This window comes from Pseudomonas coleopterorum, from assembly GCF_900105555.1.
GTDB classification, from domain to species: Bacteria; Pseudomonadota; Gammaproteobacteria; order Pseudomonadales; family Pseudomonadaceae; genus Aquipseudomonas; species Aquipseudomonas coleopterorum.
In genome coordinates, this window is sequence record NZ_FNTZ01000001.1 from 1,499,017 (window position 1) to 1,522,762 (window position 23,746).

General features: G+C 63.9%; 21 protein-coding genes. 8 read left to right on the forward strand and 13 right to left on the reverse strand.

Annotation, left to right across the window (positions count from 1 at the left end):
* Window positions 1-112 precede the first annotated feature (112 nt).
* The gene (gene galE, locus BLV18_RS06655; protein WP_090357156.1) at window positions 113-1,192 is read left to right on the forward strand and encodes a UDP-glucose 4-epimerase GalE; all 1,080 of its coding nucleotides are present in this window, start codon (window positions 113-115) and stop codon (window positions 1,190-1,192) included.
* Window positions 1,193-1,294: 102 nt separating this feature from the next.
* On the opposite strand, the gene BLV18_RS06660 is transcribed toward galE, so the two are convergent.
* The 8 genes from BLV18_RS06660 to BLV18_RS06695 all read right to left on the reverse strand — a co-directional run bounded on the left by BLV18_RS06660 (window position 1,295) and on the right by BLV18_RS06695 (window position 8,416).
* Window positions 1,295-2,575, reverse strand: coding sequence for a TRAP transporter large permease (locus BLV18_RS06660; protein ID WP_090357158.1), 1,281 nt, complete (start codon window positions 2,573-2,575; stop codon window positions 1,295-1,297).
* Window positions 2,576-3,103 (reverse strand): TRAP transporter small permease, encoded by a 528-nt coding sequence (locus BLV18_RS06665; protein ID WP_090357160.1) that lies wholly within the window; start codon window positions 3,101-3,103, stop codon window positions 2,576-2,578.
* Between the two features lie 64 nt (window positions 3,104-3,167).
* Window positions 3,168-4,151 (reverse strand): TRAP transporter substrate-binding protein, encoded by a 984-nt coding sequence (locus BLV18_RS06670; RefSeq protein WP_049859018.1) that lies wholly within the window; start codon window positions 4,149-4,151, stop codon window positions 3,168-3,170.
* Window positions 4,152-4,193: 42 nt separating this feature from the next.
* Complete coding sequence (locus BLV18_RS06675) at window positions 4,194-5,033, reverse strand: NAD-dependent epimerase/dehydratase family protein (RefSeq protein ID WP_090357162.1); 840 nt, start codon at window positions 5,031-5,033, stop codon at window positions 4,194-4,196.
* A gap of 152 nt (window positions 5,034-5,185) precedes the next feature.
* Window positions 5,186-5,953 carry a phosphonate ABC transporter, permease protein PhnE gene (gene phnE / locus BLV18_RS06680; protein WP_090357163.1) on the reverse strand — a complete coding sequence of 256 codons (768 nt, stop codon included), beginning with the start codon at window positions 5,951-5,953 and terminating at the stop codon, window positions 5,186-5,188.
* Window positions 5,950-6,777, reverse strand: a complete 828-nt coding sequence (locus tag BLV18_RS06685) for a PhnE/PtxC family ABC transporter permease (RefSeq protein ID WP_090357165.1) — start codon at window positions 6,775-6,777, stop codon at window positions 5,950-5,952. Before BLV18_RS06685 ends, phnE begins: the two co-directional genes overlap by 4 nt.
* Window positions 6,771-7,568 carry a phosphonate ABC transporter ATP-binding protein gene (locus BLV18_RS06690; RefSeq protein WP_090357167.1) on the reverse strand — a complete coding sequence of 266 codons (798 nt, stop codon included), beginning with the start codon at window positions 7,566-7,568 and terminating at the stop codon, window positions 6,771-6,773. Before BLV18_RS06690 ends, BLV18_RS06685 begins: the two co-directional genes overlap by 7 nt.
* A complete protein-coding gene (locus BLV18_RS06695; RefSeq protein WP_090357169.1) occupies window positions 7,565-8,416 on the reverse strand; it encodes a putative selenate ABC transporter substrate-binding protein in 852 nt (283 codons plus the stop codon). The genes BLV18_RS06690 and BLV18_RS06695 overlap by 4 nt, the downstream gene beginning before the upstream one ends.
* A 144-nt stretch (window positions 8,417-8,560) precedes the next feature.
* Between BLV18_RS06695 and selD the strand changes: the two genes are divergently transcribed.
* Window positions 8,561-9,595, forward strand: a complete 1,035-nt coding sequence (gene selD / locus BLV18_RS06700; protein WP_090357171.1) for a selenide, water dikinase SelD — start codon at window positions 8,561-8,563, stop codon at window positions 9,593-9,595.
* Window positions 9,595-10,692 carry a tRNA 2-selenouridine(34) synthase MnmH gene (gene mnmH / locus BLV18_RS06705; protein ID WP_090357174.1) on the forward strand — a complete coding sequence of 366 codons (1,098 nt, stop codon included), beginning with the start codon at window positions 9,595-9,597 and terminating at the stop codon, window positions 10,690-10,692. The genes selD and mnmH overlap by 1 nt, the downstream gene beginning before the upstream one ends.
* A 39-nt stretch (window positions 10,693-10,731) precedes the next feature.
* On the opposite strand, the gene proP is transcribed toward mnmH, so the two are convergent.
* On the reverse strand, window positions 10,732-12,234 hold the full coding sequence (proP, locus tag BLV18_RS06710) for a glycine betaine/L-proline transporter ProP (protein ID WP_090357176.1): 1,503 nt from the start codon (window positions 12,232-12,234) through the stop codon (window positions 10,732-10,734).
* A gap of 203 nt (window positions 12,235-12,437) precedes the next feature.
* Between proP and BLV18_RS06715 the strand changes: the two genes are divergently transcribed.
* A complete protein-coding gene (locus BLV18_RS06715) occupies window positions 12,438-14,627 on the forward strand; it encodes an OsmC domain/YcaO domain-containing protein (RefSeq protein ID WP_090357177.1) in 2,190 nt (729 codons plus the stop codon).
* A 510-nt stretch (window positions 14,628-15,137) separates the two neighbouring features.
* Here the strand turns inward: BLV18_RS06715 and BLV18_RS06720 are convergent.
* Window positions 15,138-15,905: a substrate-binding periplasmic protein gene (locus BLV18_RS06720; protein WP_090362079.1), complete on the reverse strand. Its 768-nt coding sequence runs from the start codon at window positions 15,903-15,905 to the stop codon at window positions 15,138-15,140.
* A gap of 138 nt (window positions 15,906-16,043) precedes the next feature.
* Here BLV18_RS06720 and BLV18_RS06725 point away from each other — a divergent pair, with 138 nt between their 5' ends.
* Window positions 16,044-17,036: an alpha/beta hydrolase gene (locus BLV18_RS06725; protein WP_090357179.1), complete on the forward strand. Its 993-nt coding sequence runs from the start codon at window positions 16,044-16,046 to the stop codon at window positions 17,034-17,036.
* 59 nt (window positions 17,037-17,095) lie between these two features.
* Window positions 17,096-17,794, forward strand: a complete 699-nt coding sequence (locus tag BLV18_RS06730) for a tRNA (adenine(22)-N(1))-methyltransferase (protein ID WP_090357181.1) — start codon at window positions 17,096-17,098, stop codon at window positions 17,792-17,794.
* Between the two features lie 131 nt (window positions 17,795-17,925).
* Here the strand turns inward: BLV18_RS06730 and BLV18_RS06735 are convergent, their stop codons facing one another.
* Window positions 17,926-18,696, reverse strand: coding sequence for an SDR family NAD(P)-dependent oxidoreductase (locus BLV18_RS06735; RefSeq protein WP_090357184.1), 771 nt, complete (start codon window positions 18,694-18,696; stop codon window positions 17,926-17,928).
* A 125-nt stretch (window positions 18,697-18,821) separates the two neighbouring features.
* On the opposite strand from BLV18_RS06735, the gene BLV18_RS06740 reads away from it, so the two are divergent.
* A complete protein-coding gene (locus tag BLV18_RS06740) occupies window positions 18,822-19,217 on the forward strand; it encodes an NUDIX hydrolase (RefSeq protein WP_090357186.1) in 396 nt (131 codons plus the stop codon).
* Window positions 19,218-19,236: 19 nt separating this feature from the next.
* Here BLV18_RS06740 and BLV18_RS06745 read toward each other — a convergent pair whose 3' ends face one another.
* Window positions 19,237-19,398: a DUF2986 domain-containing protein gene (locus tag BLV18_RS06745; protein WP_090357188.1), complete on the reverse strand. Its 162-nt coding sequence runs from the start codon at window positions 19,396-19,398 to the stop codon at window positions 19,237-19,239.
* A gap of 68 nt (window positions 19,399-19,466) precedes the next feature.
* The gene (locus BLV18_RS06750; protein WP_090362082.1) at window positions 19,467-21,638 is read right to left on the reverse strand and encodes a TonB-dependent siderophore receptor; all 2,172 of its coding nucleotides are present in this window, start codon (window positions 21,636-21,638) and stop codon (window positions 19,467-19,469) included.
* Between the two features lie 415 nt (window positions 21,639-22,053).
* On the opposite strand from BLV18_RS06750, the gene BLV18_RS06760 reads away from it, so the two are divergent.
* Complete coding sequence (locus tag BLV18_RS06760; protein WP_090357192.1) at window positions 22,054-23,742, forward strand: Na/Pi cotransporter family protein; 1,689 nt, start codon at window positions 22,054-22,056, stop codon at window positions 23,740-23,742.
* The last annotated feature ends 4 nt before the right edge of the window (window positions 23,743-23,746 follow it).

Here is a 23,746-nt window from a genome sequence, read left to right on the forward strand (position 1 = left end):
TCCATCGAGGGCCCGAGGGCATAGCTTCATAGGCCTGATCCCGTCGTCGTATCACGCAGGTGCTATCCCTTGATCTTGACCAGTGTGCCTGCGGGTGCCGGGAGCGACGACGATGATTCTGGTCACAGGCGGTACGGGTTATATCGGTGCGCAGGTCGTTTTGCAGTTGTTGGGCCACGGGCAGACGGTGGTCATTCTCGACAACCTGTGCAACAGCTCGCGCACTAGCCTGGAACGCATCGCCAGGCTGGGCGGACGGCGGGCCCGCTTCGTCCTGGGCGATGTGCGCAATCGGGCGCAGCTGGACGCGCTGTTCGCCGACTTTCCCATTACCGCGGTGATTCACTGTGCGGGGTTGAAGGCGGTCGGCGAAAGCGTCCGTGAACCGTTGCGCTACTACGACAGCAATGTCGGCGGCAGCATCACGCTGTGCCAGGCCATGGCCGCCGCAGGGGTGTTCACGCTGATTTTCAGTTCGTCGGCGACGGTCTATGGCGACAGTCCGCGGATGCCCATCGACGAACGCTGTGCGACCGGGCTGCCGACCAACCCCTACGGTTTTTCCAAACTGATGGCCGAGAACGTCATGACCAGCCTGGCCGCGTCCGATGCGCGCTGGTCGGTCGGGCTGCTGCGCTATTTCAATCCCATCGGTGCGCATGATTCCGGTGAGTTGGGCGAAGCGCCTGCGCAGGTACCGAACAATCTGCTGCCTTATCTGCTGCAGGTGGCCAGCGGGCAGCGGGACGCGCTCCACGTGTATGGCAACGACTACGCTACGGTGGATGGCACTGGGGTGCGTGACTACGTGCATGTGATGGACCTGGCCGAGGGGCACTGGCTGGCCTTGCAGGCCTTGATGGGGGGCAGCGGCGTGCAGGTCTGGAACCTGGGGACGGGGCAGGGCTATTCGGTGTTGCAGGTGGTCGATGCATTCACGCGCACGTGCGGGGTGTCCGTGCCGCTCGTGTTCGAGCCCAGGCGCGCGGGTGACGTTGCCCAGTGCTGGGCCGATCCGGACAAGGCGCGCCGTGAACTGGGCTGGCAGGCCCGACGCTCCTTGGAAGACATGTTGCGCGACGCCTGGCGCTGGGAGTGCCGACTGGCAGCCGAACACCGCCCTATTCTGTACACCCCGCGCATTACCCCTGTAGCAGCGGCGCAAGCCGCGTCCGAATTCGCCGCGGTGTGACAGCTTGACCGCCTGTATCGCCGACGCGGCTTGCGCCGCTGCTACAGGGATTTTGGCGTGACGGACTGCCGCGGTGTGTCGCACGCACCGCAGCAATCGGATCTACAACACCACGCTCGGCAGCCACAGCGAGATGGCGGGGATGTAGGTCACCATCATCAACACCACGAACAGCGCCAGGTAGAACGGCAGCAAGGCCTTCACCGTAGCCTCGATGGTCACCTTGCCGATCGCCGCACCGACGAACAGCACCGCACCCACCGGTGGTGTGATCAAGCCGATGCCCAGGTTGACGAGCATGATCATGCCGAAATGCACCGGATCCACGCCCACGCTGACGACCACAGGCAGCAGGATCGGCGTCAGGATCAGAATCAGCGGCGCCATGTCCATGATCGTGCCGAGCATCAGCAGCATCACGTTGATGCACATCAGCACCACGTAACGGTTGTCCGACAGGGTCAGGAACGCCGTGGTGATCTTCATCGGGATTTCCATCAGCGTCAGGATATAGCCGAAGCTGGCAGCGAAGCCGATCAGAATCATCACGATGGAAATGGTCCGCGCCGCCCGGTGCATCAGCTTGGGCAGGTCGCGCCATTTGTAGTCGCGGTAGATGAACATGGTCACGAAGAACGACCAGAGCACGGCGATGGCCGCCGACTCGGTCGCGGTGAACACGCCCGACAGGATGCCGCCGAGAATGATCACCAACGCCATCAGCCCCCACAGCGCTTCACCGGCGATCTTCAGCGCCTGGCGCATCGGGATCACTTCGCCCTTGGGATAATTGCGCTTGCGCGCAAAGATCATGCACAGGCCCATCATCACCGCGCTGAGCAACAGCCCCGGCATGACCCCGGCCATGAACAGCGAGGCGATCGACACCGAGCCACCCGCGGCCAGCGAGTACAGCACCGAGTTGTGGCTGGGCGGCGTGAGCAGAGCCTGTACCGAGCCGCTGACCGTCACCGCCGTCGAGAAATCGCGCGGATAACCCGCACGCTCCATTTCCGGAATCAGCACCGAACCCACCGAGGCGGTGTCGGCCACGGACGAGCCGGAGATGGCGCCGAAAAAGGTCGAGGCGACGATGTTGACCAGCGACAGCCCACCGCGCACGAACCCCACCAACACGCCGGCGAAGGCCACCAGCCGTCGCGACATGCCGCCCTCGGCCATGATCGCACCGGCAAGCACGAAGAACGGAATGGCCAGCAACGAGAACTTGTTGACCCCACCGGCGATCTGGATCATCAGCGCGTCGGCCGGAATCTCGATCCACCAGGCCCCGATCAAGGCCGACAGGCCCAGCGCATAGGCCACCGGCATCCCCACCAGGATCAGGGCGATGAAGCTGCCCAACAGTATGAGAGCATCCATTTACGCAGCACCTTCACTGGCTTCTACGACGTCGAACCGCATCACGGCGCGGTGGCTCTGGTCACCCAGGAAGAGCTTTTCCAGGATGAACACCAGGGTCACGATGCCGCCGAGCGGGATGGGCAAGTAGGAAATACCCACTCGCAGGGAAGGAATCTCACCCAGGTATTGGTTCCAGGTGTTGGCCCACAGCTTGAAGCCCTTGACGATCATGAACAGCGCGACCACCGCCATCAGGATCTGCACGGCCACCGCCGCCACCCGGCGCGCCTGCGCCGGCAGGCGTTCCACCGCCATGGCCACGGCCATGTGCGCGCCGGCTCGGTAGCTGGCCGCCGCGCCGAAGAAGGTGAACACCACCATCAGCAGGATCGCCACCGGCTCCGGCCAGCTGGAACCGCTGCCCAGCGCGTAGCGGGTGAAGATGCCCCATGGAATGATCAGGGTCATGGTCAGGACCGACAAACCGGCGATCCCGATGCAGACCCGGTACAGCAAGTCGTTCAAACGCAGCACAGTGTTTTTCATGAGGCTCACCCAGCGGCGGGGGAGCGGGCGACTGCCGGCTCCCCCTTGGTGTTGACGGACAGGCTTACTTGACGGCTTCGATGCGGGTGATCAGCTCTTTGTACGGCGCGCCGTACTTGTCCCGCACCGGTTGCGTGGCGTCGTAGAAGGCTTTCTTCTGCTCGGGCGTCAAAGTGATGAACTCCACGCCACCGGCCTTGAGCTTGGCTTCCGCTTCGCTGGATTTCTTGTCCCACAGCACGCGCTCTTCCATCTGCGCCTCGCGGGCGAGCTTCTTCACCAGCGCCTGTTGTTCCGGGTTGAGCTTGTTCCAGGTGCCTTTCGCCATCACGATGGGCTCGGGGAGGATCAGGTGCTCGGTCAGCGTGTAGAACTTGGCGTTCTGGTAGTGGTTGTGTTCGAGCAGGGTCGGCGGGTTGTTCTCCGCGCCGTCGATCACACCGGTCTGCAGGGCGCTGAAGATCTCGCCGGTGGCCATGGCGATGCCATTGCCGCCCATCGCATTGATGGTTTCGATGAACACCGGGTTGCCCTGTACGCGGATCTTCATGCCTTTGAGGTCGCTGATCTGACGTACCGGCTTCTTGCTGTAGAGGTTGCGGGTGCCGCCATCCATCCAGCCCAATGCCACCAGGTTGAATTCGGAATTGGTGATCTTGTCGAGGATCTCCTGGCCGATTTCACCGTCGATGATGCTGCGCATGTGCGCCTGGTCACGGAAGATGAACGGCAGGTTGAACACGTTCACGTCGGGCACCACCGGGCCGACGATACCCAGGCTGACCCGGGTCATCTGTATAGCGTTGCTCTGAACCTGCTCGACCACTTCTTTCTCGGAACCCAGCACACCACCGGCGAACATCTTGAAGGTGATCTCGCCATTGCTCTGTTCCACGAGTTTCTTGCCCATCTCCTGCTCGGCCACCACCGGCGGATAACCGGCCGGGTGCACTTCGGCGAACTTGATGTTGATCGCGGCCTGCGCCAGCCCGGACAGGCAGAAGGCGAGCGGGAGTGCTGCTACGAGTAACGTGCGTTTGAAATCCATGGATAACTCCAGCGTTGTTGTTGTTTTGGTGTCGCAAAGGATTCAGTTGTCGCCAAACGGTCCGGCAGCGACGAAGGCGCCACCCTGATAGACCATGGCCGGATCGTCGGCAGCGGGCATCGGTTGCGCGTCGATCTTGTCGCGGAACACTTCCGAGCTGTCCTTGGGGGCGAAACCCAGGTGCGCGGCAAAGCGGTTGTCCCACCACACATCGCGGTTGGCCGAAGCGCCGTAGACCACGGTGTGGCCGACGTTGGGGGTGAACAGGCTCAGTTCGATGAGGCGGGTCAGGTCGTCGAAGCTGAGCCAGGTGCTCATCATTCGGCGGTTAGCTGGCTCGGGGAACGAGGAGCCGATGCGGATGCTGACGGTTTCGATGCCGTAGCGATCAAAGTAGAAGGTGGCCAGGTCCTCGCCGTAGGACTTGGACAGCCCGTAGTAGCTGTCCGGACGCCGCGGCGAGTGGGCGTCGATGGTTTCATCCTGCTTGTAGAAACCGATGACATGATTGGAGCTGGCGAACACCACGCGCTTGACGCCATGCCGGCGTGCTGCTTCGTAGATGTGAAACACCCCGCAGATATTGGGGCCGAGGATGTCTTCGAACGCATGCTCCACCGATACGCCGCCGAAATGCACGATGGCGTCCACGCCTTGTACCAGTTCGTGCACGGCCTGCTTGTCGGCGAGATCGCACAACTGGAATTCTTCGCAGGTGTCGGAACGGGTGTCGGTGGAGGCGGGAAGGGGGACGATATCGGAGAGCCGCAGGGTGCGGGCGAAGGGTTTCAGACTTTCTCTAAGCACCTTCCCCAGACCACCGGCGGCGCCGGTCAGGAGAAGGCGATTGAAGGGATTCTGGACGGTGTGAATGCCTGTCATGAGCGAGTCCTTTGTCGTTATTGTTTTTGTCATCTGTTGTCGTATGACTTGGTTCAGATTATCGACAGCTCTTGACGATCTTGTCAACGCGACTAATGGCGAAAGCCGCGCGTGAGCTCGACCGTCGCCGACAGGCGGGTGGCTGCCAGAGCCTAAAGGCGAATCCAGCGCTGACGCATCCAGCCACTCAGGGCATCCACGCCCAGCACGAGCAGCAGCATGGCCAGAATGAGCGTGCTGGCGCGCGCCTCCTGGAACAGGCTGAGGCTGACGTAAAGCATCTGTCCCAGCCCGCCGGCACCGACGAAGCCGAGAATGCTGGCCATGCGAATGTTGTTTTCCCAGCGGTACAGGGTGTAGGCCAGCAGCTGTGGCCAGAGGTTGGGCAGGGTGCCGTAGAAGAACGCCAGCCAGGCGTTGCCGCCCTGCAGACGAATCGCGTTGGCAGGTTCGGGTGGGGTGTTTTCCAGGGCTTCGGCAAACAGCCGGCCGAGCACACCGGCCGTGTGCAAGGCCAGCGCCAGGGTGCCGGCGTTGGGTCCGAGCCCGGCGGCCAGCACCATCAGCACCGCCCAGACCAGCTCGGGTACTGCACGCAAGGCATTGAGCAGCAGCTTGGCCAGGCCCTGCAGGGGCCAGCCCAATCGGCCGGCAGCGGGAATAGCCAGCAGCAAGGCGGCGATTGCGGCCAGCAAGGTGCCCAGGGCCGACATCGCCAGGGTCTCCAGTGAGGCATGGCCCACGGCCCACAGGTGTGCGGCGGTGAAATCCGGAGACAGGAAGCGCGCCGCGTAACGTGCCATGTGACCCAGGCTGTCGGCATCGCCCAGGTTGAATGGGTTCAGGCCCAGATAGGCGAAGGAGGCGACCACCGTCAGGATGATGGCCAGTACCAGCGCCGCATTGCTCAGGCGCCTCATGTGAAACGCCCTCGCAGCACCCGGCTGAGCAGGTCGGCGAACAGCACCAGCACGATGAACGTCAGCAGGATGCTGGCCACTTCGGCCGAAGCGAACATGCGCATCGACAGGTCGATCTGTTGACCCAGCCCACCCGCACCGACGAAGCCCATCACCACCGAGGCGCGCACTGCGCACTCCCAGCGGTACACCGTGTACGACATCAGCTCGGCGGCAGCGGCCGGAAGCGTGCCATAGGCGAACGCGGCCAGGCGCCCGGCGCCGGCACGCATCAGGGCCTGGGCCGGACGTTGGTCGACCGACTCGTAGATCTCGGCATACACCTTGCCAAGCATTCCTGCGTAAGTGATGGCAATCGCCAGCACACCGGCGGTCGGGCCCAGGCCCACCGCGCGGACGAACAGCAGAGCCCAGACGATCTCCGGCACGCTGCGCAGAAAGATCAGCACGCCACGCACCGGCCAGCGCACGCAAGTGCCCGCCCAGCCAGGGCGAGCGCCGATGCTGGCCGCGGACAGCGACAAGGCGCGGCTGGCGAGCAGGCTGGCGGGCACTGCAAGCACCAGCGCCAGAAACATGCCCGCGGTGGCGATGGCCAAGGTCTGCAAGGTCGCGTCCCACAGCAGCGCCAGAAAGTCCCGGTCATGGGCCGGCGGCCAGAAACCGGCCAGGAAGGCACCGGTGGATCGGCTGACGGCCGGATCGAACAGCACGCCTGGGTTCAGCTCGGCCAGACGGATGCCGGGCCACAGCAACAGTACGGCCAGCGCGGCCAGCAGCAGCCGCGGCAGAGCGGCCGGATCGCGGTGGTGCCGACTCAGCATCGCGGCAGCCAGGGCGTCGCGGTGTCCGCTGACGTGGGGGCAGGGCTCAGCTGCGCGTTGGCATACAGGTCATCCAGGCGCTGTGGGGTGACTTCGGCAGCGCTCAGGTCGAAGGCGATCCGGCCGTCGCGCACGCCGATGATCCGCGGGAAGCAGGCCAATGCCAGCTCCACCGTGTGCAGGCTGGCCACCAGGGTGACGTGCTGTTCGCTGGCGTGCTGGCAGAGCAGGTCCAGGGTATGCCGGGCCAGCCTGGGGTCCATCGCCGAAACCGGCTCGTCGGCCAGCAACAACTCCGGCTGTTGATACAGGGCGCGAGCGATGCCAACGCGCTGCAATTGGCCGCCCGACAGCTGCTGGCATTGGGCGAACAGCTTGTCGTCCAGGTCCAGCCGCGCCAGCAGCGCACGGGCGCCGGCAATGTCCACCGGATGCAGGAGGTTGAGCAGGCTCTTGCCCAGACCCCATTGCCCCAGCTTGCCGGCCAGCACCGCCGTGACCACCCGCTGTCGGGGCGGCAGCGGCGGGGCCTGATGGATCAGGCCGATGCGCGCGCGCAGGCGCTGTCGTGCGCGACTGCTCAGCTGCCAGGGCTGCGGGCCCAGCACCGCGAGCTCGCCAGCGCTGGGCTGCAGGGCGGTCGCCAGCACATTCAGCAAGCTGGACTTGCCGGCGCCCGACGGACCGATGATCGCCACGCGCTCCCCGGCGGCAATGTTCAGATGCACGTCGCGCAAAGCCTGCACCCCGTTGCGGTGGCGCAGGTCGACGGCCGTCAGGCGCAGGGTCATTTCAACAGATCGGCAGCGCGGGCGGCGTCCTCGATGCCCTTGTAGTTCTCAGGCTTGGTGGGGATGAAGCGGCTGGCTGCCTGCAGGTCGAGGATCGCCTTGTCCGCGGGCTTGGCCGGGTCGAGGGCAAGGAACGCCTGCTTGAGCTTGTCCGCCAGCGCCGGGTCGAGGGTGCCGCGCACGGTCCAGTTGTAGTCGAAGTAGGTCGGCGTGGTGGCAAACACCTTGACCTTGTTGGTGTCGACCTTGCCGCTGTCGACCAGCTTCTGCCAGACGCTGGCATTGAGCACGCCGGCATCGACCTTGCCTGCCTGCACCCACGCTGCGGTGGCGTCATGGGCGCCCGAGTAGGCGACGCGGCTGAAATAGGTCTCAGGTTTGATGTTGTCCTGCAGCATGAAATAGCGCGGCATCAGGCTGCCGGACGTCGACGAGATCGAGCCGAAGGCGAAGCTCTTGCCCTTGAGGTCGGCCAGCGACTTGACGTTCGGATCGCTGGTGATGAATTTGCTGGTGAACTGGGCATCCTGCTCACGCTGCACCAGGGGAATGGCGTTGCCGGTTTTCTGGTTGACCTGGACGAAGGTGAAGCCGCCCAGCCAGGCCATGTCCAGACGATCGGTGGCCAGCGCCTCGACCACTGCCGGGTAGTCAGCCACTGGTACGAATTCCACCTTCATGCCGGTCTGCTGCTCGAGGTACGCACCCAGCGGCTTGAACTTGCGCAGCAATTCGGTGGGTGCCTCGTCGGGGATGGCGGACACCCGCAGAACGTCGGCGGCGAAGCTGGTGACCGCGCTGGCGCACAAGGCAAGGCCGGCAACCAGTGACAGGGAGCGCTTGAACATGGTGGGTCTCCGAAAGGTGGCGCAAGGCGCGCGGGCCAGGCCCGGTACGCGAGGATAGAAAAGGCGCGATTATAAGAGTCACTGCAGGAAAGGCCAGCTTTGATAGACTTCGCAGCTTGTTTCCCGGACCTCGAGAAGGCTGCCATGAATTCGCCCATCCGTTTGACCCAATACAGCCATGGTGCCGGCTGCGGCTGCAAGATCTCGCCCAAGGTCCTGGAAGTGATCCTGGCCGGCAGCGGCGCGCAGAACCTGGACCCCAGACTGTGGGTCGGCAATGCCTCACGCGACGACGCTGCGGTGTACGCGATCGACGAGGAACGCGGGGTGGTGTCCACCACCGATTTCTTCATGCCCATCGTCGATGACCCGTTCGATTTCGGGCGCATTGCGGCCACCAACGCGATCAGCGACATCTACGCCATGGGCGGAGATCCGTTGATGGCCATCGCCATTCTCGGCTGGCCGGTCAATCTGCTGCCCCCGGAAGTGGCTCGCGAAGTGATCCGCGGCGGCCGTGCGGTGTGCGACGCCGCCGGCATTCCGTTGGCCGGCGGGCATTCGATCGACGCCCCCGAACCCATCTTCGGCCTTGCGGTGACCGGCCTGGTCGACAAGCGCCACATGAAGCGCAACGACACCGCCCAGGTCGGCGACCGCCTGTACCTGACCAAGCCGCTGGGCATCGGCATCCTCACCACCGCCGAGAAGAAATCCAGGCTGCGCGACGAAGACGTCGGCGTGGCCCGCGACTGGATGTGCACCCTGAACAAGCCCGGCAGTCGCTTCGGCAAACTGGCCGGGGTCAGCGCCATGACCGACGTCACCGGTTTCGGACTGCTCGGGCACCTGGTCGAGATGGCCGATGGCGCGCAACTGACCGCACGCCTGGACTACGCCGCCGTGCCGCGCCTGCCGGGCATCGATCACTACCTGCGCGAGGGCTGCGTGCCCGGCGGCACCCAACGCAATTTTGAAAGCTACGGCGATCGCATCGCTGCCCTGACCGATGAGCAGCGTGACCTGCTCTGCGACCCGCAGACCAGCGGCGGCTTGCTGGTCGCGGTCAGCGCCGCCGGTGAAGCCGAGTTCGTTGCCCTGGCCGCGGAACTGGGCCTGCAGCTGGCACCCATCGGCCGTTTGATCGAACGTCTGCCCCATGCGGTCGAGGTGATCTGATGCGTGACAACAGCAGCGACTACCGCGCGTTGTTCCTGGGCGATGTGCCGATGATGGACGCCCGCGCGCCGGTGGAGTTCGACAAGGGCGCCTTCCCCGGTGTGCACAACCTGCCGCTGATGGACGACCTGGAACGGCAGAAGGTCGGTACCTGCTACAAGCAGCACGGCCAGGAGGCCGCCATCGCCCTGGGCCACCGCCTGGTGTCAGGCGACATCAAGGAACGCCGGATCGCGGCCTGGGCGGCGTTCGCCAAGGCCAATCCAAACGGCTACCTGTATTGCTTCCGCGGCGGCCTGCGTTCGCAGACCGTGCAACGCTGGCTGCACGAAGCCGGGATCGACTACCCGCGAGTGCTGGGCGGCTACAAGGCCATGCGCAGCTTCCTGCTCGACACCCTCGAACAGGCGGTGGAGCAATGCCGGTTCGTGGTGCTGGGCGGCATGACCGGCACCGGCAAGACCGACGTACTGGCGCAGTTGAGCAATGCCCTGGACCTGGAAGGGCATGCCAACCACCGCGGCTCCAGCTTCGGCAAGCGCGCGACCGGGCAGCCGGCGCAGATCGATTTCGAGAACCGCCTGGCCATCGACGTGCTGAAAAAGCGCGCCGCTGGCATCGAGCAGTTCGTGCTCGAAGACGAAAGCCGTCTGGTCGGCAGTTGCAACGTGCCGTTGTCCCTGCATCAGGGCATGCAGGGTTATCCTCTGGTGTGGCTGGAAGACAGCTTCGACAACCGGGTCGAGCGCATTCTGCGTGACTACGTGGTGGACTTGTGCGCGGAGTTCGTCAGCCTGCATGGCGAGCAGGGCCATGAGCTGTTTGCCGAGCGTCTGTTGCAAAGCCTGGATCGGATCTACAAGCGCCTGGGCGGCGAGCGGCATCAGCGTCTGCAGGGCCTGATGCAGGCCGCGCTGGACGAACAGCAGCGCAGTGGTCAGGTCGATCTGCATCGCGGGTGGATCGAAGGGTTGCTGCACGAGTACTACGATCCGATGTACGCCTATCAGCGTGAAAGCAAGGCGTCGCGGATCGAATTTGCTGGCGACCAGGCCGCCGTGGTCGACTACCTGCGCGAGCGCCTGGCCAGAGGCTGAAAACCGCGGGCGCGGTTCGCAGCCAGGCCAGGTCGAGGCTTAGTTGATGCGCGGATGCTGTTCCACCAGGGACTTGCGCTTGGCTTCCAGCTCGGCGATCTGCGTGTCGATGTCTTCGATTTTCTGCTCGATGTTGTCGTGGTGTTCGACCAGCAGCTCACGGGCTTCTTCGATGTCCGAAGCCGCTGGTGCCGCACCGCGCAGCGGCCGGTTGGCGGTCTCTTTCATGGTGATGGCAGTGACGAATCCGATCACGGCGAACACCATCAGGTAGTACGCGGGCATGTACAGGTCGTCGGTGCTTTCCACCAGCCAGGCGACCGCTGTCGGCGTCAGGCCGGCGATCAATACCGAGACGTTGAAGGCGCTGGCCAGGGCGCTGTAGCGAATGTGCGTGGGGAACATCGCCGGCAGCGTCGAGGCCATCACGCCGATGAAGAAGTTCAGCACCACGGCCAGCATCAGCAGGCCGGCGAAGATCAGGCCGATCTTGCCGCTGTTGATCAGCATGAAGGCCGGAATGGCCAGGAAGAACAGGCCGATACTGCCGAACAGAATGAAGGGCTTGCGGCCGAACTTGTCGCTGGCATAACCGATTGCCGGCTGCGCGAACAGCATGCCGACCATGATCGCGATGATGATCAGCACACCATGGCTTTCGCTGTAATGCAGGTTGTGCGACAGGTAGCTGGGCATGTAGGTGAGCAGCATGTAGTAGGTGACGTTGGTCACCGCCACGATGCCGATGCAGGTCAGCAGGCTGCGCCAGTGCTTGGTCGCCACCTCTTTGAACGAAACCTTCGGGCCACCGGCCAGGCCTTCGCGATCGCCCTGTTCGAGCTTGTCGACGTGCTGCTGGAACGCTGGCGTTTCTTCCAGCGCATGGCGCAGGTACAGGCCGATCATGCCCAGCGGCAAGGCCAGGAAGAACGGCAAACGCCAGCCCCAGTCGAGGAACTTCTCCTCGCCGATCACGGCGGAGATCCCGACCACCACGCCGGCGCCGAGCACGAAACCGGCTATCGAACCGAAGTCCAGCCAGCTGCCGAGGAAGCCGCGCTTGCGGTCCGGGGCGTACTCGGCGACGAAGATCGAAGCGCCGGTGTACTCGCCGCCCACCGAGAAGCCCTGGGCCATCTTCGCCAGCAGCAAGAGGATCGGGGCCCAGATTCCGATGGAGTCGTAGGACGGAATCAAGCCGATCGCGAAGGTGCTCAGCGACATGATCACGATGGTTGCGGCGAGGACTTTCTGTCGGCCGTATTTGTCGCCCAGTGCGCCGAAGAACAGGCCACCCAGGGGGCGAATCAGGAAAGGCACGGAGAAGGTGGCCAGGGCCGCGATCATCTGTACGCTGGGATCGGCACCCGGGAAGAACACCTTGCCCAGCGCGTAGGCCACGAAGCCGTAGACGCCGAAGTCGAACCACTCCATGGCGTTGCCAAGCGCGGCGGCGGTGATCGCCTTGCGCATCTTGACGTCGTCGACGATGGTGATGTCGTTCAACCCGATCGGGTTGACTTTTTTTCTACGAGATTTCATCGATGTTTCTCTTTGTGTCAAAGCGGCTTGTCCCCATGAGATACAAATTGACACCAAAAAATTCACTGGTGGCGGCGATTTAGTATCGCCGCAGCGGTCCGTTCGCCAGCCCGTCCACCGCCGCCGGTGATCGCCCAAGACGCACAGGTGAAAAAACCGGATAATGCGCGCCATTCGTTTTTGCTTGCATCAGGTGCTCCCCCATGGAAATCAAGGTCAATTTTCTCGACAACCTTCGACTTGAAGCCAAGTTCGACGATTTCACGGTGGTGGCCGACCAACCCATTCGCTACAAGGGCGACGGCTCGGCGCCGGGGCCTTTCGACTATTTCCTGGCATCGTCGGCGTTGTGCGCGGCGTACTTCGTCAAGCTGTACTGCAACACGCGCAACATTCCCACCGACAACATTCGCCTGTCGCAGAACAACATCGTCGACCCGGAAAACCGCTACAACCAGATTTTCAAGATTCAGGTCGAGCTGCCGGCGGACATGTCCGCCAAGGACCGCCAGGGCATCCTGCGCTCCATCGACCGCTGCACCGTGAAGAAGGTGGTGCAGACCGGGCCGGACTTCATCATCGAAGAAGTCGACAACCTCGACGCCGATGCCCAAGCCCTGTTGATGCCGACCCAGCAGGCGGGCGCCAGCACCTATGTGCTGGGCAAGGACCTGCCGCTGGAACAGACCATCGCCAACATGTCCGGCATCCTCGCCGGGCTGGGCATGAAGATCGAGATCGCCTCGTGGCGCAACATCGTGCCCAACGTCTGGTCGCTGCACATCCGCGATGCCTACTCGCCGATGTGCTTCACCAACGGCAAAGGGGCGACCAAGGAAAGCGCGCTGGCTTCGGCACTGGGTGAGTTCATCGAGCGCCTGAACTGCAACTTCTTCTACAACGACCAGTTCTGGGGCGAGGACATCGCCCAGGCCGACTTCGTCCATTACCCCGACGAGCGCTGGTTCCAGCCAGGCCGCAGGGATGCCTTGCCCAGCGAGATCCTCGATGCCCACTGCCTGGCGATCTACAACCCGGACGGTGAACTGCGTGGCTCCCATCTGTACGACACCAACTCGGGCAACATCGAGCGCGGCATCTGCTCGCTGCCCTTCGTGCGTCAGTCGGATGGCGAGACGGTGTATTTCCCGTCCAACCTGATCGAGAACCTGTACCTGAGCAACGGCATGAGTGCCGGCAATACCCTGGCCGAAGCTCAGGTGCAGTGCCTGTCGGAGATCTTCGAACGCGCGGTCAAGCGCGAGATTCTCGAAGGCGAACTGGCGCTGCCCGACGTTCCGGCCGTGGTACTGGCGCGCTATCCTGGCATCGTGGCAGGCATCCAGGGGCTGGAAGAGCAGGGCTTTCCGGTACTGGTCAAGGACGCCTCCCTGGGCGGGCGCTTCCCGGTGATGTGCGTGACCTTGATGAACCCGCGAACCGGCGGCGTGTTCGCGTCGTTCGGCGCCCATCCAAGCCTGGAAGTGGCGCTGGAGCGCAGCCTCACCGAGCTGCTGCAGGGCCGCAGTTTCGAGGGGCTCAACGACTTGCCGCAACCGACCTTCGAAAGCCATGCCCTGATGGAGCCGAACAACTTCGTCGAGCACTTCATCGATTCCAGCGGCGTGGTGTCGTGGCGTTTCTTCAGTGCCAAGGCCGACTTCGCCTTTGCCGATTGGGACTTCACCGCTCAGGGCGACAACGCCAATGCCGCGGAAGCGGCGACGCTGTTCGCCATCCTCGACGGGATGGGCAAGCAGGTGTACATGGCGGTCTACGAGCACCTGGGCGCCAAGGCGTGCCGGATTCTGGTGCCGGGGTACTCGGAGATCTATCCGATCGAAGACCTGATCTGGGACAACACCAACAAGGCGCTGTTTTTCCGCGAAGACATTCTCAATCTGCATCGTCTGGATGACGATGCACTGGGCGATCTGTTGCAACGCCTGGAGGAGTCGGAGCTGGACGACTACACCGATATCCGCACGTTGATCGGCATCGAGTTCGACGAGAACACGGTGTGGGGGCAGTTGACCATTCTGGAGTTGAAGGTGCTGATCCAGCTGGTGCTGGAGCGCTTCGACGACGCCAAGGAGCTGGTCGAGATGTTCCTGCAATACAACGCCAATACCCTGGACCGTGTGCTGTTTTTCCAGGCCTTGAACGTGGTGCTCGAGGTGGAGCTGGACAGCGACCTGGACATGGCCGACTACGAGGTCAATTTCCGCCGCATGTTCGGCGATGCGCGGATGGATGCAGCGCTGGGCTCGGTAGACGGCAGCGTGCGCTTCCATGGCTTGACGCCCACGAGCATGAAGCTCGAAGGCCTGGATCGTCATCTACGCCTGATCGACAGCTACAAGAAACTCCACAGCGCCCGCGCCCAGGCCTGACCGACCGCGTGCACCGCCGACGCGGCTTGCACCGCTGCTACACGGGTGGCGCGAGCCGGATTTGCCACCTGCCTGCACCGCCAACACGGCATGCACGGCCCCTGTAGCAGCGGCGCGAGCCGCGTCCGGGAGCGCCACACACGGGTGGTGCAAGCCGGATTTGCCACCTGCCTGCACCGCCAACGCGGCATGCACGGCCGCTGTAGCAGCGGCGCAAGCCGCGTCCGGAAACACCGCGTTCACCCTGATCCACCGCGTGTACCGCCGACGCGGCTTGCACCGCTGCTACACGGGTGGCGCAAGCCGGATTTGCCACCTGCCTGCACCGCCAACGCGGCATGCACGGCCGCTGTAGCAGCGGCGCAAGCCGCGTCCGGAAACACCGCGTTCACCCTGATCCACCGCGTGTACCGCCGACGCGGCTTGCACGGTCCCTGTAGCAGCGGCGCGAGCCGCGTCCGGGAATGCCACGTTGGCTCTGGCCCACCGCGTTCGGCAGCGCCACCGTGCTCAAAGCGGGGCGGTCAGGTATCGCTCCACCAACCGCTTTATCGAACCGTCGCGATGCAGGGTTTGCACCGCTTCGCGCAGACTGCGCACCATCTGCGGCGAACAGCTCTTCGAACAGGCCAGATACAGATCCGACGTCATCAGCACCGGGCTCATCAGCAACGGCCGTTCGGACACCTGCCGCCAGATGTATTTCGACTCGGGCACCCCATTGAACCAGGCATCGACGCGCCCCAGCAGCAGCATCTGCGCCGGATTCTCACCGATACGCAGCGGGTAGATCTGCGAAGCATCGAATCCTTCGTCATACAGCTTGCGTTCCTGCGCACTGCCCATGCCCACCGCAATGCGATGATAGGTGCGACGCGCCTGGGCGAAGCTTTCGACGCGCTGGTCGAGGCTGAAAAACGCCCGGTCCATACTCATGATTGGCGCAATCCAGGTGTAGGCCGCTTCCCTGTCAGGGGTGCGCGACAGAGGCACGATGAGCATGTTCTGGCCTTGCTGCACCGTGCGTTGCGCCCTGAGCCAGGGCAGTATATGGGTGTTCATTCGATAGCCCGCCAGCACCATGGCCTGCCCGGCGGCATCGGCCACGATGCCTTGCTGGCCTGCGACGCCGGCCATGCTCAGCGGCGGCGCCTCGGGCATGTACAGATCGAAGGCACGCGGGCTCGCTGCCCAGGCGACTGTGTCGAGCAAGCTATACAGCAAAAGGGCGCAGACCGACTTGAACAGCGACCCGCGCAAGCGGTTCAGATGATCCATTGCAACGATCCGACGGTATTCGGTGACGGGCACCAAGAGGGCCAGCATAGTCGCTAATCGCGTTATCTGCTCATGGGGGAACCGCACCACGCGCAGACCCTCCTATCTGACATCTACTCATGTATGAGGACACCCCTGGTGGAGACCGAGCAAAGCTGGCCGTTCGATGCAGCGCAGATCGCGCAGGCCGAGCGCTTCAACAAGACCCTGAGCCGCCTGCCGCGGTTCCGCATTCGCAACCGCGTTACCCCGATGCTGATCCAGACCCTGCTCCGTGCAGGGCAACTAGCCAGCTCGCTCAAGCCCGTGCGCCATGGTGTGGCCATCGAAGAGCGCCTGCTGCGCCTGCCCGGCGCCCGCCCGGTGAAGGTGCGCATCCTGCGGCCATCCCGGCCGCCCAAGGGTCTGGTGCTGGATTTCCACGGCGGCGGCTGGGTCATCGGCAATGCCCAGATGAACGATGACCTCAACATCGCCCTAGTGCAGGCCTGTGATGTCGCCGTGGTTTCGGTCGACTATCGCCTGGCTGTCTCGACGCCCCTGCAAGGCCTGCTCGACGACTGCCTGGTGGCCGCGCGCTGCGTGTTGGGCGATGGCTTTCCCGAGTTTGCCGACCTGCCGGTGATCGTCGTCGGCGAGTCCGCCGGTGGGCATCTGGCCGCTGCCACTCTGTTGCAGCTCAAGCAATGGCCCGCGTTGCTGCAGCGCGTGTGCGGTGCGCTGTTGTATTACGGTGTCTTCGACCTGACCGGCACCCCCAGCGTGCGCAACGCAGGGCCCGACACGCTGGTGCTGGACGGTCCGGGCATGGTCGAGGCGTTGCGTCTGCTGACCCCGGACCTGGACGATCAGCAACGACGGCAGCCGGTGGTATCGCCCCTGTACGGTGACCTGGAAGGCCTGCCCCCCGCGCTGATGTTCGTCGGGGAGCTGGATCCGCTGCGCGATGACACCCTGTTGATGGCCGAACGCTGGGGCAAGGTGGCTCCAGTGGACCTGCGCCTGTTGCCGGTGTCGCCCCACGGTTTCATCCACTTTCCCACACCCATGGCCGACAGGGCTCTGGTCCACAGCCGTGAGTGGATCGTCCGGCTGTTGGCGGCACAGGTTGCTGCGGAACCTGCCGGATGAGTTGAAATGCACGGGCGCGCTCGCCAGAATGCGCGCCCGACCCAGAGAACCGATCACTCGTGAATCCGCACAGCTTGTCCCATCGTCTGGAGCGCGTGGCCGCCCAGGTCCCCGTCGGCGCGCACCTGGCTGACATCGGTTCGGATCACGCCTACCTGCCGGTGGCGCTGGTCCTGCGTGGTGTCATCCCCCAGGCCGTTGCCGGTGAGGTCGCCCAGACGCCGTTTCTGGCGGCCCGGCGCAGCGTCCGCGAGAGCGGGCTGGAGCACTGTATCAGCGTGCGTCAGGCCGACGGGCTGGCGGCGATTCAAGCGTGCGATCGGATCACGGCGGTCAGCCTGTGCGGCATGGGCGGGGAAACCATCCGCGACATTCTGCAGGCGGGCAGGGCGCATTTGACCCGTGGCGAGCGATTGATCCTGCAGCCCAATGGCGGCGAATGCGATCTGCGCCAGTGGCTGATGGACAATGGTTATCGCATCCGGCATGAAGAAGTGCTGCGGGAAAACCGCTTCGACTACGAGATCATCGTGGCCGATCACGGCCAACCGGTGACCTACAGCCCCCAGGAGCTGTTTTTCGGACCCTTGCAGCTGCGCCAGCGTACTCCGGCGTTCCTAGACAAATGGCAGCGCCTGCTGCACCTCAAGCGTCGCACCCTCGAACGCCTGGCCCACGCTCGCCAAAGCGGACTCGACGGCAAGCGCCTCGAGCTCGCCCGACACATCCAATGGATCGAATCCCTCAACCCCCTGTAGCAGCGGTGCAAGCCGCGTCACTGCGCATGCGGTGCGTCAGTTGCTCTGCGGTGGTCCCGGACGCGGCTCGCGCCGCTGCTACAGGAGAATATGGTGTTTTGTCGCGGCAGCGCGAATGCGGCGCGTCAGATTCACCACGGTATGGGCTGCCCATCCCAGGCCCAGAAGCTGCCGGTTTGCACCGGTCCGTGCTGGCCGATCAATTCGAGCAGGCAACGGGCGGCGAAATCGGGGTCGAACAATTTGCCCGCCGGGACGTTGGCCTGGAAGGGCTGCGAGAGCCGGGTGTCGGTGGTGCCTGGGTGCAAAGCCAACACTGTGGCCGCAGGATTCAAACGCTTGAGCTCGATGCTGGCCGTGCGCAACAGCTGGTTGAGTGCCGCCTTGCTGGCGCGATAGCTGTACCAGCCACCCAGGCGGTTGTCGCCGATCGAACCGACCCTGGCCGACAGCGCGGCGAAGGTGGCGGGCTGTTTGCGCAACAAGGGCAGCAGATGCTTGAGCAGCAGGATCGGGGCAAAGGCATTGGTGGCGAAGCTGGCCTGCAGGCTGCTCAGATCCAGCTGGGCCAGCCCTTTTTCCGGCCGCGCGCCGTCCTGATGCAGAATCCCCAGCGTGCTGATCACCAGATGCAGATGAGCGCAATCGGCCGCCACCGCATCGGCCAGCCGCTGCAGGGCCTGCTCATCGCGCGCATCGCAATCGAGGCTGACCAGACGAGGTCCATGGCGCTCAGCCGACGCCGCCAGCTCGGCGCTGGTCGTGGCTTGCCGAGAAACCGCAAACACTTGGGCGACATCCTCACGCTGCAACAACTGCTCGCACAACGCCAGGCCGATGCCTTGGCTGGCGCCACAGACCAGTACAGACGCACTGCCGGATAGATCGGGTATCAACGCCATGGTCCACCGCCCTGCCAGAAGATCTTACCGATAGGACCGAGAACCACCCCCAAACGTTCTCCAGTGGCAATTGCCAGCTCATGCACGGCGTGCCATGGTGCCCACCTTTTTTCAGGAGAGACGCCATGGCCGCCACCATCCATATCGCTGCCGCACTGCTGCTCAACGAGCAAGGGCAAACGTTGCTGGTGCGCAAGCGCAACACGAGCGCCTTCATGCAGCCAGGCGGCAAGATCGAATCGGGCGAGCAGCCTGCCCAGGCACTGGTTCGTGAGTTGGAGGAGGAGTTGGGCATCGCGGTGGATCCCGCCGAGGCCAGATTTCTGGGTACCTACACAGCCGTGGCCGCCAACGAGCCCGGCCATGAAGTGCATTGCGAGCTTTTTCAAGTACGCATCAAGGCCCAGGTCAGCCCCGCTGCGGAAATCGAAGAAGCGCTGTGGGTTGATGCCACAACGGTGGCCAAGCTCGAACTGGCGCCGCTGACGCGCGACCAGATTTTGCCGCTGCACTACCTCTGAAGCCCAGGCTCGACCCGCTTCAGGCCTGATCGACAGCGTGACTTGCGCTGTCGGCCTCGAGCGCCAGCTTCGCCCGGTCCGCCTTGCTGATGTAACGGTCCTTGCTCTGCGGCGCCAGCTTGGCGCTGGCCTTCTTGGCATGTGCTTGCAACAGCTGTTTGATCTTCTTGCGACGATTCATGGCGTGGCCCAGGGGAGAAGTGGGTCGATGATACCAGTACGGCCCATCGACCCGCTCGCGGCTGCCGATCAGAAGCTGTACTTGGCCGTCAGCATCAGGTTGCGCGGGTTGCCGTAGCTGTCGCCGCCATAGCTGGTCGAGGTAGCGATGGCGTTGTAGTACTTGCGGTCGAACACGTTGTTGGCGTTGATCTGCAGGTCCAGGTTGCGGCTCACCTGATAGCCGGCCATCAGGTCGGTGACGGCATAGCTGCCCTGTTCCAGGCGGTAGCTGCCGCCATCGGCCAGGTCGACATCGTTGTACAGGCGGCTCTGCCAGGACAGGGTACCGCCCACGCGCAGTTTCTCCAGCGGGCCCTGGAAGCGGTAGGTGGTGGTGACCTTGAACAGGTGCTCGGGAATGTCGGTGTCGTAGCGCTGGTTTTCGTTCTGTGGGTTGGCGCTGTCCTTGAGCGTGTGCACCCGCGCGTAGGTGTAGCCACCGCCCACCTGCCAGTTCTCGGTCAGCGCCCCCTGCAGCTCGAAGTCGATGCCCTGGCTGCGCACTTCGCCCGACGCTTCGTAGCAACTGAGCTGCGGGCAGTTCTCGACGAAGATCTGCACCGCGCGGTTTTCCTGATCGACCCGAAACAGCGCCAGGCTGGCATTCAGCGCGCCATCGAAATACTCGCCCTTGATGCCGATCTCGTAGTTCTTGCCCTGAATCGGCCGCACCGGCGTGCCGCTGGTGTCCTGGGCGCTTTGCGGGGTAAAGATGTCGCTGTAGCTGGCATACAGCGAATGGTGGTCGTCCAGATCAAAGATCAGCCCGGCGTAACGGGTGACATTGCGGGTGACCTTGTAGTCGCCTTCGCCATCGCGGTTGTCATAGTCGTACCAGTCCAGGCGGCCACCGAGAATCAGCTTCAGCGGGTCGGCCAGGCTCAGGCGTGTGGTCATGTACAGGCCATCCTGGGTGGTGACTTCGCGGTCGTTGTCGGTATGGGTGAAGTTCGGCTTGCCGGCGTTGATCGGCCAGTTGGTGTCGTAGGGATCGTAGTTGTGCGTGGTCATGTCGTAGATGCGCCTGCTGGCGCCGACCACCAGTTCGTGAGTGCGTCCGAACGCCTGGAACGGACCGCTGACGAAGGCATCGAGGCCAGCCTGGTTTTCATCGTGTGCCGACTGGTACACGGTACGTGCCAGGGTATTTTCGAACCAGCGCGATTGATAAGAGCCCGAGAACAAGCCGTTCTGCTCGGCGTAGTTGGCGTTGACCTGCAGGTTCCAGTCGTTGGCCAGGCGCTGGCGTACTTCCGCGAACACGGTGTTGATTTCCTGGTCCTTGTTCTCCCATTTGGTGCCCGGGTTGTACGAGCGCGGCAGGTCCAGGTGATGGCCGTCCTGGCCGATCATCGATGAACCCCAGAAGTAATTGGTCTTGTCCTTCTGGTGAGAGAAACCCACTGTCAGCAGGGTGTCTTCGCTCAGGTCCGCTTCGGTCACCGCGTAGAACAGGCCATGGTCCTCTTCCACACCATCGATGAAGCTGTTGGCATCGCGGTAGGACGCCACTACCCGGCCGCGCAGGGTACCCGCCGGGTTGAGCGGGCTGGAAGCGTCGATTTCGCCACGGTAGTCGTCGTGGCTGCCCGCGGCGCCGGTCAGGGTGACCTTCTGTTCGGCGAGCGGGCGTTTGCGCACCAGGTTGATGGCCGCCGAGGGGTTGCCGGCACCGGTGACCAGGCCCGTCGCACCACGCACCACCTCGACCCGATCGAACATCGCCAGGTTGGGCTGGGCGCCGATGGTGACGCCCGAGTAGCCGCTGGGGATGCCGTCGTACATCAGGTTGTCGATGTCGAAACCGCGTGCTGTATAGGCCTGGCGACCGGGACCGTTGGCATAGCTGAGGAACAGGCCAGGGGTGGCGCGCACCGCATCGTTGATGCTGGTCATGGCCTGGTCGTCCATGCGCTGGCGGGTGATCACGGTCACCGCCTGGGGCGTTTCACGCAGGCTCAGCGGCAGTTTGGTAGCCGTCGCCATGCTGCCGGTGGTGTAGGACTGGGAGCCCTCGGTGTAGCTGCCCAGCTGGAATGCGTTCGAGGTGATCTCGCTAGCACCCAGTTCGATGACTCCAGGCGCCGCCTGCTGCTGGCTTGCGGTGCTGTCGTCGGCCAGGGCTGGCGTGATCGTTGCCATGCAGATGGCCAGGGCCAGCAGGTTTTGCGGAGGGTAGGGGAGCGGCGAACGGGACATGCGAGACATGAAAAGCTTCCTGGCTAGACAAGATAATGCGAATCGTTTGCACTATTGTGTCAGAAATTTCCTACGCGCGTCGTCCACCCCGGGAAAAATGTCCTGCAACCGCGTCACTGCGAATGCAGTGCCCCACCCCCTCCGCGTCGTCCCCGGACGCGGCTCGCAAGCCTCTGTAGCAGCGGCGCAAGCCGCGTCACGGGGAACGCGATCCGTTGGAGCAGCGGCGCGAGCCGCGTCACGGTGCATACGGTGGATCGGTTTCCTTGCGGCGTCCCCGCACTCGGCCACTACACCGATGGTCGCAGCAATGAGCAACGACGGCCGCGCGTCACCCATATGTCACATTTCATGTCTAGCTTCGAGGATCACACCCCGGGCGCGCCGGCCATCCTCCCTACCGCAAAGAGCCGCCATGGAAATCGATATCTTCAAAGACCTGCTGGTCCCTGTCATCGGTGGCCTGGGCATTTTCATGCTCGGGCTGGAATTCATGTCCGACGGCATCAACAACCTGGCGGCCAACCGCATGCGCGCCTGGCTGGCCAAGCTGGCCGGCACGCCCGCCAAGGGCCTGGCCGCCGGAACCGTGATCACCGGCGTGCTGCAATCCAGCACGGCCATGACCGTCATGACGGTCGGGCTGGTCAACGCCGGCGTGGTCGGGCTGCGGCCGGCCATCAGCGTGATCATGGGTGCCAACATCGGCACCACCCTGGGCAACGGCTTGATCGCCATGCCGCTGGGGCCACTGGGACTGATCTTCGCCGGGCTGTTCGCCCTGGTCTATGTCTTCAGCAAGAACGAAAAGACCCGCCATCTGGCCATTGCCATCATCGGTTTCTCGTTGATCTTCTACGGCCTGAACCTGTTGACCGGCGGGCTCAAGCCCCTGCGCGACTTGCCGGAAGTGATGTCGGTCATCTCCGGATTGCGCGCCGACAGCTACACCGGCCTGGCGATCTGCGTGCTGACCGCCGCCGGCATCACCGCCATGATCCATTCCTCGTCGGCCACCATCGGCATCGTCATGGGCCTGGGGGCTGCCGGCATTCTGGATTGGCAGACGGCAGTGGCGTTTTCCCTGGGCGCTGACCTGGGCACCACCGTCACCTCATGGCTGGCCTCGCTCAACCTGTCGAAGAACGCCAAGCGCGCGGCCTATGCCCATATCGCCTTCAACTTCATCGGCGTTGCCGTGATGTTTCCGCTGTTCTTTGTGTCCATGGACATCCTGCAAGGGACCATGGGCCTGTTCGGCATGGACGTGACCCGTACCAGTACGGTCGATGGCAAGGAAAGCTTCCCGATGGTGCCCGTGGCGGTGGGGCTTTACTCCATCGGCTTCAATATCTTCAACACGGCGCTGATGTTTCCCTTCATCGGCGTGTTCGAGCGTGTGCTTTCACGCATCGGCGCCAGCCGCAGCGACGCGGAGGACTATGCCGTACCGCGTCATCTCGACCGTGCCGCGCTGGCCAATGTGAACACCGGTGTGGCCGCCGTCAGCCAGGAACTGACCCGCTACAGCCAGGGCATGGGCCTGCTGCTGGACGCGGCGCGCGGCCAATCCCGGGCGCTGAAGAACGCCGCGGAACATGAGCACGCGCTGGACACCCTGAGCCAGGAGATTCGCGGCTACACCGCGCAGATGTTCAAGAACGATGTCACGGCGCGGCAGACCAATCTGCTCGCCAGCCTCATCGAGGAAGAAGACTTCAGCGCAAGCCTGACCCGGACCCTGTCGCAGATCGCCCGCCGCATCGAGCGTCAGGTGTTTTGCGCCAATGCACGGAAGATCGTCGACGCCATTCTCGATATCGTCGAGCCGGCCGTGCGCAAGGGACCACAGGGCGCCTACCTGCCGAACGCCCATGCCAGGGACCTGCTGGCCCTGCGCGAGCGCTGCCTGCAGCCCGAGCAGAACCTGGGCTGGGACGAACGCGGCGCCATCCTGGCCTTGCTGGGCAGTGCCGAGCGCGCGCTGAATCTGGTCCAGCGCATCGCCGAGGAGCGGCTTTCGGTGTCACGAGAGCTGGATCAGACCGACCCAGCGTCGGCGGCCGACCATGCCCCCTCCGGAGTACTGGCCAAACCGCTGTAGGCTG